The organism is Nioella sp. (assembly GCF_965215655.1).
In the GTDB taxonomy this organism is placed as follows: Bacteria; Pseudomonadota; Alphaproteobacteria; order Rhodobacterales; family Rhodobacteraceae; genus Nioella.
In genome coordinates, this window is the sequence record NZ_OZ244111.1 from 1,906,548 (window position 1) to 1,919,710 (window position 13,163).

12 protein-coding genes are annotated in these 13,163 nt (G+C 61.7%); 9 read left to right on the forward strand and 3 right to left on the reverse strand.

Annotated elements, in window-relative coordinates; translation table 11 throughout:
- Positions 1-28 precede the first annotated feature (28 nt).
- The gene (locus tag ACOOEX_RS09615; protein WP_420398184.1) at positions 29-1,225 is read left to right on the forward strand and encodes a trans-sulfuration enzyme family protein; all 1,197 of its coding nucleotides are present in this window, start codon (positions 29-31) and stop codon (positions 1,223-1,225) included.
- A 70-nt stretch (positions 1,226-1,295) separates the two neighbouring features.
- The gene (locus tag ACOOEX_RS09620; protein WP_420398185.1) at positions 1,296-2,339 is read left to right on the forward strand and encodes an ATP-binding protein; all 1,044 of its coding nucleotides are present in this window, start codon (positions 1,296-1,298) and stop codon (positions 2,337-2,339) included.
- On the opposite strand, the gene arsB is transcribed toward ACOOEX_RS09620, so the two are convergent.
- The gene (arsB, locus tag ACOOEX_RS09625) at positions 2,340-3,347 is read right to left on the reverse strand and encodes an ACR3 family arsenite efflux transporter (protein ID WP_420398186.1); all 1,008 of its coding nucleotides are present in this window, start codon (positions 3,345-3,347) and stop codon (positions 2,340-2,342) included.
- Between the two features lie 350 nt (positions 3,348-3,697).
- Between arsB and ACOOEX_RS09630 the strand changes: the two genes are divergently transcribed.
- The 7 genes from ACOOEX_RS09630 (at position 3,698) to ACOOEX_RS09660 (ending at position 11,030) form a co-directional block, all read left to right on the forward strand.
- Positions 3,698-4,741: a substrate-binding domain-containing protein gene (locus ACOOEX_RS09630; protein WP_420398187.1), complete on the forward strand. Its 1,044-nt coding sequence runs from the start codon at positions 3,698-3,700 to the stop codon at positions 4,739-4,741.
- A 77-nt stretch (positions 4,742-4,818) separates the two neighbouring features.
- Complete coding sequence (pstC, locus tag ACOOEX_RS09635) at positions 4,819-6,279, forward strand: phosphate ABC transporter permease subunit PstC (RefSeq protein WP_420398188.1); 1,461 nt, start codon at positions 4,819-4,821, stop codon at positions 6,277-6,279.
- The gene (pstA, locus tag ACOOEX_RS09640; protein WP_420398189.1) at positions 6,276-7,616 is read left to right on the forward strand and encodes a phosphate ABC transporter permease PstA; all 1,341 of its coding nucleotides are present in this window, start codon (positions 6,276-6,278) and stop codon (positions 7,614-7,616) included. The genes pstC and pstA overlap by 4 nt, the downstream gene beginning before the upstream one ends.
- 16 nt (positions 7,617-7,632) lie before the next feature.
- Positions 7,633-8,430 carry a phosphate ABC transporter ATP-binding protein PstB gene (pstB, locus tag ACOOEX_RS09645; protein WP_420398190.1) on the forward strand — a complete coding sequence of 266 codons (798 nt, stop codon included), beginning with the start codon at positions 7,633-7,635 and terminating at the stop codon, positions 8,428-8,430.
- Positions 8,431-8,447: 17 nt separating this feature from the next.
- A complete protein-coding gene (phoU, locus tag ACOOEX_RS09650) occupies positions 8,448-9,167 on the forward strand; it encodes a phosphate signaling complex protein PhoU (RefSeq protein ID WP_071689885.1) in 720 nt (239 codons plus the stop codon).
- Positions 9,168-9,170: 3 nt separating this feature from the next.
- A complete protein-coding gene (phoB, locus tag ACOOEX_RS09655; protein WP_420398191.1) occupies positions 9,171-9,860 on the forward strand; it encodes a phosphate regulon transcriptional regulator PhoB in 690 nt (229 codons plus the stop codon).
- Between the two features lie 408 nt (positions 9,861-10,268).
- The gene (locus ACOOEX_RS09660; RefSeq protein ID WP_420398192.1) at positions 10,269-11,030 is read left to right on the forward strand and encodes a LuxR family transcriptional regulator; all 762 of its coding nucleotides are present in this window, start codon (positions 10,269-10,271) and stop codon (positions 11,028-11,030) included.
- Between the two features lie 335 nt (positions 11,031-11,365).
- Here the strand turns inward: ACOOEX_RS09660 and tsf are convergent, their stop codons facing one another.
- Both tsf and rpsB read right to left on the reverse strand, forming a co-directional pair.
- Positions 11,366-12,241 carry a translation elongation factor Ts gene (gene tsf, locus ACOOEX_RS09665; RefSeq protein ID WP_420398193.1) on the reverse strand — a complete coding sequence of 292 codons (876 nt, stop codon included), beginning with the start codon at positions 12,239-12,241 and terminating at the stop codon, positions 11,366-11,368.
- A 74-nt stretch (positions 12,242-12,315) separates the two neighbouring features.
- Entirely contained in the window at positions 12,316-13,101 is a 786-nt protein-coding gene (gene rpsB, locus ACOOEX_RS09670; RefSeq protein ID WP_420398194.1) for a 30S ribosomal protein S2, read from the reverse strand.
- Positions 13,102-13,163 lie beyond the last annotated feature (62 nt).

The following is a 13,163-nucleotide window of genomic DNA, read 5'->3' on the forward strand; positions in this document are numbered from 1 at the left end:
TTACTTCCAGACCATGAAAGGCCAGCCCATGACCGACGGATCCAACCTGCCCAAGACGCTTGTGCGCCGCATGCCGCTGGAGCCCGGCGTGAGCCGCCCGGTGGTGACGCCTATCCAGCCCTCGGTGGTCTATTCCTCGGAAAGCCCCGACCAGTTGGAAGGCCAGTATGAGGGCAAGGAACATGGCTATACCTATAGCCGCGAGGGCCATCCGAACGCCGATCTGCTGGCCGCCAAGATCGACATGCTGGAAGGTGGGCAGAGGGGCATCATCTGCGCCTCGGGCATGGCTGCCGTGGGAACCGCGCTGATGGGGCTTCTCAGCCAGGGCGACCATGTGATCGGGGGCGATCAGCTTTATGGCCGCTCGCTCAGGATGATGACGCAGGATCTGCCGCGCTTCGGTATTGCCACGACGCTTGTCGATACCGGGGATGTTGACGCCGTCGCCGCCGCGATCCGGCCGGAAACCAAGATGATCCTTGTCGAGGTTATGGCCAACCCCACGCTTGCCATCGCGGATATGGAGGGCATCGCCGCGCTTTGCCGTGACAAGGGCATCCTGTTGGCGGTCGATAACACGTTTACGACGCCGACCGCCTACCGACCCTTTGACCACGGCGCAGATATCGTCATTCACTCCGTCACCAAACTGCTGGCGGGCCATGCGGATGTGACGCTTGGCTATGTGTCCGCGAATGACCCGGAACTGACGGAAAAAATGAAGGTTTTCTGGATCACTATGGGCGCAACGCCGAGCCCGCATGATTGCTGGCTGGCGGAACGGGGCATCTACACCTTCGACCTGCGCTATGCAAAGTCGCAGGAGAACGCGGGACTGCTTGCCGATTACCTGTCCACCCTGCCGGGTGTGAAACGCGTCGTTTATCCGGGCCGGGCCGATCACCCCGACCACGCCCGCGCCGCGCATCTGCTGCGGGGCCAGTTCGGCAACATGGTCAGCTTCGAGATCGAGGGCGGGCGCGCTGCAGCCAATGCGATGATCCGGGCCATGCCCGACATGGCCTTCGCCCCCACGCTTGGCGATGTGGGCACCACGGTCAGCCATTCGGCGACCTCGTCGCACCGGCTGGTGCCTGTCGCGGAGCGCGAAGCCATCGGCATCACGGAGGGTTTTTTCCGGGTGTCCGTCGGGATCGAGGATATCGAGATCCTGAAGGCCGATTTCGCGGCGGGATGTGCGGCGGCGGTTGCGGCGGGCTGACACCGCGCCTGTTGTCGAATCGGGTCGGCAAGCGCTAGGCGGGCCTTGATCCCTTCGGAAGGTTCTCAACATGGCCCGAAACACGCTGTCCGCAGCCCTGAACGCTGTGCCCGACCCGATGCTGTTCATCGGCACCGGTGGCATGATCGAGCTGAGCAATCCGGCTGGCGAAGCTCTGTTTGGCGTGTGGATCAGGGGGCGCAGCTATGTCACTGCCCTGCGTCAACCCGCCTTGCTTGGGGAAATCGACCTTGTTCTGCGCGGCAACCGCCCGTCGGAGACTCGATACATCAAGTCCGACCAGACCGGGGAAACCCAGTTTCGGGTGATGATCTCTCCGATTGCGGAAACGGATGCCGGACAGGCCGGGGTGATTTTGCATTTCACCGATATCACCCATCTGCGCGAGGCCGAGGAGATGCGCCGCGATTTCGTGGCCAATGTAAGCCATGAACTGCGCTCGCCATTGACGGCTGTTCTGGGATTCGTCGAAACCCTTCGTGGCCCGGCCCGAAATGACGCCGAGGCCCGTGACCGGTTTCTCGAGATCATGGAGCAGCAGGCCCTGCGGATGAACCGCCTGGTGGGGGATCTGCTGTCTCTGTCTCGGGTCGAGGCGGAGGAACGGGTGCGCCCCTCGGATGAGGTGGACCTGCGCGATGTGATTTCGGGCGTGCTGACCACGCTGCGCCCGCAGGCCGAGGATCAGGGCAGCGCGTTGGACTTGGTGTCCGAGCCGGGTGACTACCGAATTCGGGGCGACCGGGACCAGCTGACGCAGGTGTTCACCAACCTTGCCGAGAACGCGCTGAAATACGGAGGCAAGGGGCGACCGGTTACGGTACTGATGGAAACCGGCGAGGGCAGGGGGTCCATGCGCGGGCCGGTGGTGCGCGCCGAGGTGATCGACCGGGGCGATGGCATCGACCCGCTGCACCTGCCGCGGCTGACGGAACGGTTCTACCGCATCGATTCACACCGAAGCCGGGAAATGGGCGGTACCGGACTGGGGCTGGCCATCGTCAAGCATATTGTGAACCGCCATCGCGGGCGGCTGCGCATCAGCTCTGAGAAGGGCAAGGGCAGCACCTTTACGGTCGTACTGCCCCGGTAATCAACCGAAACGGTTGCGTGTTCGGTTAGCGAAGGCCACCAGCGACAGCATAACCGGCACCTCCACCAGCACGCCCACCACCGTGGCCAGCGCGGCACCCGATTGCAGGCCGAACAGGCTGATGGCCACCGCGACCGCCAGTTCGAAGAAATTCGACGTGCCGATCATGGCGCAGGGGGCGGCGACCCGGTGCGGGACCTTCATGACATATGCCGCGCCATAGGCCAGCGCGAAGATGCCATAGCTTTGCAACAGGATCGGCACCGCGATCAGCGCGATGATCAGCGGCCGGTCGAGGATGGTCTGGCCCTGAAGCGCGAAGAGGATGACGACGGTCACGATCAACCCCAGAACCGACCAGGGCTTCACCTGCTCCTTGAAAAGCTCAATCGCAGCGGGAGAGCCAAGCCGCGCGCGGGTGATCAGGCCCGCCACAAGCGGCAGCACCACGTAAAGCACCACCGACAGCAACAGAGTTTGCCACGGCACCGCAATGTCGGTGACCCCAAGCAGGAAGGCCACGATCGGGGCGAAGGCGAAGACCATGATCACGTCATTCACGCTGACCTGCACCAGTGTGTAGGTCTCATCGCCCTTGGTCAGTTGCGACCAGACGAAGACCATGGCGGTGCAGGGCGCCGCGCCAAGCAGGATGAGGCCCGCGATATACTGGCTGGCATCCTCGGGGCTGATCCACGGGGCGAAGACGGTTTCGAAGAACAGCACGGCAAGGGCCGCCATTGTGAAGGGTTTGATCAGCCAGTTGACCGCCAGGGTGATGATCAGCCCCGTGGGCTGGCGCGCGACGCCTTTCAGCGAGGAGGGGTCCACGCCCACCATCATCGGATAGACCATCGCCCAGATCAGGACGGCGACCACCAGATTGACCGAGGCAACCTCTGCCACCGAGACTGCAAAGACCAGCGATGGCGCGACAAGCCCCAGAAAGATGCCGCCAACCATGGCCAAAGCGACCCAGACGGTCAGATAGCGTTCGAAATTACCCATGGGACTGCCCTTCCGCTCGTGTTGCGGGCGGTTCTGACGGTGATGGCGGTGCTTTGCAAGAGAATCGATTCTGCCCATGGGGTGATATTTTTCGGGTCAGGGTATTTCCAAAGGTCCGTGCCCTACAGAAAAACCGGGTTGCAATGAATGTAACGGCATTCTTTTTTGCGGCCTGGAAGGACAAGGCTTTGAATCCATTCATTTATGCCTTCCCGGAAAATCCTGCTCCACCCGCACTGTCATAAAACCGTTACGTAACTGTCACAAAAGCATAGCGCCCCGCCGATAGACGGCCCCTGAGAGCGCGACCAACCGCGTTCCGACAGGAAAACCAAACGGAGAAATCCACCATGTCTTTCGCAAAGCTGACAGTGTCCGCACTCGCGCTGGCCGCCGTGTCCGCCACCGCTGCCGCTGCCCAGGGCCGCGACAATGTCCAGATCGCCGGCTCCTCGACCGTTCTGCCCTACGCCACCATCGTGGCCGAAGCCTTCGGCGAAAACTTCGACTTCCCGACCCCGGTCGTTGAATCGGGTGGTTCCTCCACCGGTCTGCGCCGCTTCTGTGAAGGTGTTGGCGAGAACACCACCGATATCGCGAACTCCTCGCGCTCGATCCGCGCCTCCGAGATCGAAACCTGTGCCGCCAACGGTGTGACCGATATCATCGAGGTTCGCATCGGCTATGACGGCATCGTCTTCGCCTCTGACATCAACGGCAACTCCTTCGAGTTCACCCCCGCAGACTGGTACCTGGCGCTGGCCGCTGAACTGCCCGTCGACGGTGCCATGGTTGCCAACCCGAACACCAACTGGAACGAAGTCCGTGCAGAGCTTCCCGACCAGGACATCGCGGCCTTCATCCCGGGTACCCGCCACGGCACCCGCGAAGTCTTCGACGAAAACGTGATCCTTCAGGGCTGCGAAGACAGCGGCGCCATGGAAGCGATCATGGAAATCAACGGCGGCGACGAAGATGCAGCCGAAGAGGCCTGCATGGCGATCCGCGGCGACGGCGTGTCGGTCGATATCGACGGCGACTACACCGAGACCCTGGCCCGTATCTCTGCCAACCCCGAAGGCATCGGCGTATTCGGTCTGAGCTTCTACCAGAACAACACCTCGGTTCTGCAGGTTGCCACCATGAACGGTGTTGTTCCCTCGACCGAATCCATCGCCTCCGGCGAATACCCGGTGTCGCGCCCGCTGTTCTTCTACATCAAGGCAGCACACCTGGACGTGATCCCCGGCCTGCAGGAATACGCAGATTTCTTCATCTCTGACGACATTGCCGGCCCCTGGGGTCCGCTGGCCGCCTACGGCCTCGTCTCTGACCCGGAACTGGCCGAAACGCAGCGCATCGTGCGCGAGCGTGTGACCATGGGCGACATGTAATCGCCTGACCCATCGGCGGGGCGGCCTGATCCATTAGGCCGCCCCGTTTCTGACTGAACGGATCTGAAAGACCCGATATGCCCCTGATCTGGATCATCCTGGCCGTTCTGGCGCTTGGCGCCGCAGGCTACGTTCTGGGCCGCAAACGCGCGGTCAGCAGTGCGGGTGGCGATATTCGCATCCTGCATTCCCTGCCCAACTACTACGGCATGAACGTCTTTCTGACTGCCGTTGTGCCCGCGCTTCTGGTGCTGGTGGTCTGGCTTCTGGTGCAGCCCACTGTCATCCAGCGGCAGGTGACGCAATTGATCCCGGACAATGACATCATGGAGTCAGGCGAGCTGAGCCTGATCATGTCCGATGTCCGGCGCGTGGCCGATGGTCTGGACCGCGCGGTAGAGCAGGGGGCCCTGACCCGCGACGAAGCCCGGATGATCCGGACGGAGTTCACCAATATCCGCGATACGCTGGCCAATATCGGCGTGGCCCTCGGCGACGATGTGACTGCCGATGTTCTGGCCGCCGCACAGCGCTACCGGACGCTTCAGACCACCGGCAACACCCTGATGACGGCGGCGGTCCTGATCCTCGCCGCGCTTGGCCTTGGCTATGCCTATAGCCGCACCCACAAGGATTTCCGCGCCCGCAACACGGTGGAACGCGCGGTTCTGGCGATCCTGATCCTGGCCTCGACCATCGCCATCCTGACCACGGTCGGGATCGTGCTGTCGATGGTGCTGGAGACGCGGGATTTCTTCCACCTCTACCCGGCGCGCGAGTTCTTCTTCGGGACCGAATGGATCCCGTCTTTCGAGGGCGGTTCTCACCTGGGCCTGCTGCCGCTCCTCTGGGGCACGCTCTACATCACCTTCATCGCGCTTCTGGTCGCGGTGCCCGTGGGCCTGTTCTCGGCCATCTACCTTGCAGAATATGCAGGCCGCAGGATGCGCGGCATTGCCAAGCCGATGATTGAGGTGCTCGCGGGCATTCCAACCATCGTCTACGGTCTCTTCGCGCTGATCACCGTGGGCCCGATGTTGCGCGACTATTTCGCCGAGCCGCTCGGGTTCGGCACCTCGTCCTCCTCGGTGATGACGGCGGGGATCGTCATGGGAGTCATGCTGATCCCGTTCGTGTCGTCGCTGTCTGACGATATCATCAACGCGGTGCCTCAATCCTTGCGTGACGGCAGCTACGGCCTTGGCGCCACGCAATCGGAAACCGTGAAACAGGTCATCCTGCCCGCCGCACTGCCCGGCATCGTGGGCGCCATCCTGCTGGCGGCCAGCCGCGCCATCGGCGAAACCATGATCGTGGTGATGGGGGCAGGGGCTGCGGCAACGCTCAGCCTCAACCCGTTCGAGGCGATGACCACCGTGACCGTGAAAATCGTGGGCCAGCTGACGGGCGACACCGACTTTTCCAGCCCCGAGGCCCTTGTAGCCTTCGCCCTTGGCCTGACGCTCTTCGCCATCACGCTCGGGCTCAACATCCTCGCCCTCTATATCGTGCGCAAATATCGGGAACAGTACGAATGACCGACGCCTCCACCCCCGTGCCGCCGAAAAGCTCGCTCTACGCGACGTCGGACCGCGTCAAGCGCCGCAATCGCAGCGAGACCCGGTTCCGCGCCTACGGCTTTGCCGCGATCACGGTCGGGGTTCTGGCTCTGATCCTGCTGGTAATCTCGATTGTCAGCAACGGTGCCAGCGCCTTTCGCCAGACCTACATCACGATCCCCGTGGAACTGACCGAAGCGCGGCTTGACCCGGCAGGCAACCGCGATCCCGCCGAAATGGCCCGTGTCACGACCTTTGGCTACGCGCCGCTGCTGGCGCAGGCGCTGCAACAGCATCTGCAAGGGCAGGGGATCTCGATGGAGGGCGTCACGCCCCGCGACCTGATGGCGATGATCAGCCAGGAAGCGCCCGCGCAGGTGCGTGCCCTCGTGCTCGCCAACCCCGAGATCGTGGGACAGACCGTGACGATGGAAATGCTGGCCGGGGGCCGGATCGATGGGTATTTCAAGGGCCGGGTGACGCTGGAAACCGCGGAACGTGACAGCAATGTCAGCCCCGCGCAACTACTGCTGGCCGAGCGTATGGCCGAGGCTGGACTGATCGAAACCCGCTTCAACTGGGCCTTCATCACTGGCCCCGACGCCTCTGACCAACGACCCGAGGCCGCCGGACTTGGCATTGCGATCCTGGGGTCGTTCTACATGATGATCGTTGTGCTGGTGCTGGCGCTGCCGATTGGCGTGGCCGCCTCGATCTACCTGGAGGAATTCGCGCCGCAGAACCGGTTCACGGATGCGATCGAGGTCAATATCTCGAACCTTGCCGCGGTGCCGTCGATCGTCTTCGGCATCCTGGGTCTGGCCATCTTCATCAACTTCGCGGGTCTGCCGCAATCGGCCCCCATCGTGGGCGGTCTGGTGCTGACGCTGATGACCCTGCCCACGATCATCATCGCAACGCGGGCCTCCCTTCGGGCCGTGCCGCCCTCGATCCGCGATGCGGCGCTTGGCCTTGGCGCATCCAAGATGCAGTCGGTGTTTCACCATGTGCTGCCGCTGGCCGCGCCGGGCATTCTGACGGGCACCATCATCGGGCTGGCGCAGGCGCTTGGGGAAACCGCGCCGCTCCTCTTGATCGGTATGGTGGCCTTTGTCCGCGAATTCCCGGATGCGCCGCCGGAAGGCTTCTTCGACCCGACATCGGCGCTGCCGGTGCAGGTCTATAACTGGACACAGCGTTCGGACCCGGCTTTTGTGGAACGTGCCTCGGGGGCGACCATCGTGCTGCTTGTGTTCCTGCTTTTCATGAATGCGATGGCCGTGATCCTGCGCCGCCGCTTTGAACGCCGCTGGTAGTCCGGGGATGGATGACATGAACGATATGAGATTGGTGGAGCGTGCCGTGGACGACAAAGAGCTGAAGATTGCGGCCGACGGGGTAGACGTGTTCTATGGGGACACGCATGCCATCAAGGCCGTGGATGTGAACATCCTCGACAAGACCGTGACGGCTTTCATCGGGCCCTCCGGCTGCGGGAAATCGACCTTCCTGCGCTGCCTGAACCGGATGAATGACACCATTGATGTGTGCCGCGTGACTGGGAATATCCTGCTCGATGGCGAGGATATCTATCACCCCAAGGTCGACCCGGTTCAGCTGCGCGCCAAGGTAGGGATGGTGTTCCAGAAACCCAACCCGTTTCCGAAATCGATCTATGACAATGTCTCTTACGGTCCGCGCATCCACGGGCTTGCAAGGAACAAGTCGGAACTCGATGAAATCGTTGAAAAATCCCTGCGCCGCGCGGCGCTGTGGGACGAGGTCCAGGACCGTCTGACCGCCCCCGGCACTGGCCTGTCCGGCGGCCAGCAGCAGCGCCTGTGCATCGCGCGGGCCGTGGCCACCAGCCCCGAGGTTCTGTTGATGGACGAACCCTGTTCGGCGCTCGACCCGATTGCAACGGCGCAAGTCGAGGAGTTGATCGACGAGTTGCGCGAACGGTTCTCGGTGGTGATCGTGACGCACTCGATGCAGCAGGCGGCGCGCGTCAGCCAGAAGACCGCGTTCTTCCATCTTGGGGAACTGGTAGAATTTGGCGACACGAGCCAGATCTTCACCAACCCAAAAGACCCGCGCACCGAATCCTATATCACCGGACGTATCGGTTGAGGAAAGAGCTGTAAGCCATGGAAAACAAATCACATATCGTTGCGTCCTTTGATCGCGACCTGGAGGCGATCCAGGCCCTGATCATGAAGATGGGCGGATTGGTCGAAGAGGCCATCGTCGATGCCACCACAGCTCTGGAAACCCGCGATGAGGAGCTGGCCCTGAAGGTGCGCAAAGGTGATCGGGCCATCGACGAGATGGAAGAGCGCCTGAACGAAGAGGCCGCGCTGGTGCTTGCCCTGCGTCAGCCGACGGCTGGCGATCTGCGCACGGTTCTGACCGTGTTCCGTCTGGCCGCCAGTCTTGAGCGGATCGGCGACTACGCCAAGAACATGGCCAAGCGGGCAGGGGTCATCATGCAGATGCAGCAGATAGACGGCGCTGGCGCCGGTCTTCGCCGCATGGCCCGGCAGGTCGAACTGATGCTGAAAGACGCGCTTGACGCCTATATTCAGCGCGATCCGGACCTGGCTGCCGATGTGCGCGAGCGGGATCTGGAAGTGGACCAGATGTATTCGGCGCTGTTCCGCGAATACCTGACCTTCATGATGGAAGATCCGCGCAACATCACCGCCTGCATGCACCTGCATTTCATGGCCAAGAACATCGAACGGATGGGCGACCACGTGACCACCATCGCCGAGCAGGTGATCTACCTTGTGACCGGTGAATACCCGGATGATGAGCGGGAGAAGGGCGACCGATCCTCGCATGATCTGGGTGTCGAGGAGGAATAGGCGATGGCTGGCGAGCCCCTTGTTCTGATTGTCGAGGATGAGCCCGCGCAACGCGAAGTGCTGGCCTATAACATCCGGGCCGAGGGCTATGCCGTCATGGCCGCGGGGGCAGGGGACGAAGCACTGGTCATGGTGCGTGAAACCCCGCCTGACGTGATCGTGCTGGACTGGATGCTGCCCAATGTCTCTGGCATCGAGGTGTGTCGGCAACTCAAGGCCTCTGACGATACGCGCAAGATCCCGGTGATCATGCTGTCTGCCCGGTCGGAAGAGGTGGACCGGGTGCGCGGCCTGGAAACCGGGGCGGATGACTATGTGGTGAAGCCTTATTCCGTGGCTGAACTGCTGGCCCGGTTGCGCACGCAGCTGCGTCGGACGCGACCGGCCTCTGTAGGCGAACATCTGACCTTCGAGGATATCCTGCTGGATATGGAAGAACACCGGGTTTACCGCGCGGGTCAGCAGGTTTCGCTTGGCCCGACGGAGTTCCGGCTGTTGACGGCTTTCATGGAACGACCGGGCCGCGTCTGGAGCCGCGAGCAGTTGCTCGACCGGGTCTGGGGCCGTGACATCTATGTCGATAGCCGGACGGTCGATGTCCATGTGGGCCGTTTGCGCAAAGCCCTGAAAGCTGCGCATGACGAAGGGGACCCGATACGGACGGTTCGCGGCGCAGGCTACGCACTAGGATAAGTGATTGTTACTTCGGCTTCATCCTGGCAAGACTGGCCATCCAATATGGCCAGTAATCATGATTATGTTAATATACAAACAACCAGACAACCCGTTGTGTGAACCAGTTTCTTCTATTAATCAGAACCTTACGATGCATTGTTGAAAAACAAGTTAATACTTGCGCACTGCCCTTGAGCCACCAAGATCACTGTCCTGCAGATGCCACACCGGATATGCCCAAGCGCAATATCTCTGCAACATCCTGATTTTGCGCAAAATTGTGCCTCGACAGTTTGGATGCGCCGCGCATATCTTGAAAGAGATTTCGGGGACAACGATGCCAAGCAAGACTTTACGCTTTCCTTTGCAGGACATGGCGGGACCATGCAAAAGACAAAAGCGCCGTTTCCACATCGGTGATCCCGCATGAAGCGCCTGCAGCCCTATCTGAAGGCGCGCTCTGTCGAGGAGTTGTGGGAGTACCACACCGAGCAGATGGGTGCCTATGGCTTCGATCGTCTCATCTACGCCTATACATGCTTTCAGTCCGCAAAGTCGCTCAGCAACCCCGAGGATGCGCTGATCCTGACGAACTACCCCTCGGACTACATCGAAGCCTATATCGGCCACGGCCTGTACCGGGCTGCACCGATGATGAAATGGGCGTCCCGCAATGTCGGGTCCATTAGTTGGCGGCATATGTGGGATAAATTCGACGACAGCCCGAACGGTCCTGAACGGCGGGAACTGATGGCGTTGAACAAGCGGTTCGGAATTTCCGCGGGATATACAATGTCCTTCCCGATGGCGATAAAGCGATCGGCTGCCGGTATCGGGCTTGTGGCCCGCAGCGGCCTGAGCCAGCAAGACGTGGATGCGCTGTGGCGGGACAAGGGCGAAGAGCTGGAGATCATCAACCAGGTGGCCCATCTGGCAATCACCCAGCTTCCCGCAACCGGTCAGAGCCGTGTCCTGACGCCGCGCCAGTCTGAGGTGCTGGAGCTGGTGGCCGATGGCAAATCGGTGCGTGACATTGCGCTGTTGCTTGGCCGCAAGGCCGCGACGGTGGACAAGCATCTGCGCGGCGCGCGAGAGTCGCTTGGCGTTGAAACAACGGCGCAGGCAGTGCGCAAAGCCTCGGTCCTGAACCAGATTTTCATCGTCGATCCGGGGGCTCAGACAAGCTGATCGGCGGTATTTGGCCAAAAGGTAAAGGATTCCCTACTTTTCCGGGCCCTGACTTTGCGTCAAGTTAACCTCGTTCCGTGAGTGATGGCTGAGATTTTTTCGGTCAGGAGCATCGGACCGTCAGGAACATTTCCGGCCTGGCGGTCCAGTTCACCCCAAGACCCGGCGGCCATAACCCCGACGTCCTGGGCCGCGCCCGCCCATCCCCATTCCGGCATGCGTGGTGACGAAAAGAAAGCGGTGCTGCCCCCTTTGTCCCTGGCAGCACCGCTTTTTTTTCGTTCAGGTAGGTGGCAGGGGCGCCTCCCAACACCCCTGCCCCTCTTCCAAGGGCCTTAGCCCTGGGCGGCCTTCGCAACCTCGGCTGCGAAGTCTTCTTCTTTCTTCTCGATGCCTTCGCCCACTTCGATGCGGACGAAACCGGTCACAGTCGCACCAGCTTCCGCGGCGGCAGCACCGACGGTCAGATCGGGGTTGATGACGAACGCCTGGTTCAGAAGGGTCGACTCGGCCACGAATTTCTTCATGCGGCCTTCAATCATCTTCTCGATCACCTGCTCGGGCTTGCCGGATTCACGGGCGATGTCGATCTGGATCTGGCGTTCTTTTTCAACAACGGCCGGGTCCATGTCGTCTTCGTTCAGGGCTGCGGGATTGACAGCGGCGATATGCATCGCGACCTGCTTGCCAAGCGCCTCGTCCCCGCCGGTCAGTGCAACGAGAACGCCGATCTTGCCCATGCCGGGCGCGGCTGCGTTGTGGACATAGGTCACAACGGTGTCGCCTTCCAGGCGGGCCATGCGACGCAGGGTCATGTTCTCGCCGATGGTGGCGATCTTGTCGGTCAGCGTGTCGGCAACGGTCTTGCCACCCAGATCGGCAGCGGCCAGTGCTTCGATATCGGCAACACCGGTTGCGGCATTGGCGATGTCGCCCACCATTTTCTGGAACTCGGCGTTCTTGCCGACGAAGTCGGTTTCCGAGTTCACTTCGACGGCGACGCCAACGCCACCGTCAACAGCGACGGCCACCAGGCCCTCGGCGGCGATGCGGCCGGATTTCTTGGCGGCTTTCGCCAGACCCTTGGTGCGCAGCCAGTCAACGGCGGCGTCGAAATCGCCATTGGTTTCGACAAGTGCCTTCTTGGCGTCCATCATGCCTGCGGCGGTGGCTTCGCGCAGCTCTTTGACCATTGCAGCGGTAATTGCCATCGGTCTGCTCCTTTATTCGGGGTATGGGGTGGACCGGCCCATAGCCGGTCCATGTATCAGATGCGTGACGGCGATCAGCCTTCAGCGGCTTCCTCGGCGGGGGCATCGGCGGCGATGGCCTCTTCGATATTGCCCTCTTCCAGTGCGCCCAGGTCAACGCCTGCGCCTTCCATCTGGGCGGTCATGCCATCCAGGGCCGCGCGGGAGACCAGATCGCAATAGAGCGAGATGGCGCGGGCCGCGTCGTCATTGCCGGGGATGATGTAATCCACACCATCGGGCGAGCAGTTGGTGTCGACCACGGCCACGACCGGGATGCCCAGTTTCTTGGCTTCCGCGATGGCCAGATCTTCCTTCTTGACGTCGATGACGAAGATCAGGTCGGGCAGGCCGCCCATTTCACGGATACCGCCGAGCGAGGCCTGAAGCTTCGCCTGGTCACGTTCCATGCCAAGACGTTCTTTCTTCGTCAGACCTTCCAGACCGTTTTCCATTGCCTCGTCGATCTGCTTCAGGCGAAAGATCGAGTTCGACACGGTTTTCCAGTTGGTCAGCGTGCCGCCAAGCCAGCGGTGGTTCATGTAGTACTGCGCGCAACGCTCTGCCGCTTCGGCGACGGGCTTTTGGGCCTGACGCTTGGTGCCGACGAACAGGATGCTGCCGCCCTTGGCGACGGTTTCGCGCACGACCTGCAGCGCCTGGTCCAGCATCGGGACGGTCTGAGTCAGGTCGAGAATGTGGATGCCATTGCGCTCGCCATAGATGAACTCGCCCATGCGGGGGTTCCAGCGTTGCGTCTGGTGGCCGAAGTGAACGCCAGCTTCAAGCAGCTGACGCATGGTGAAATCAGGAAGCGCCATGTCCTAGTATCCTTTTCCGGTTTGCGCCTTGGCAGAGGTTTAGGGACTAAACCCAACCGGTG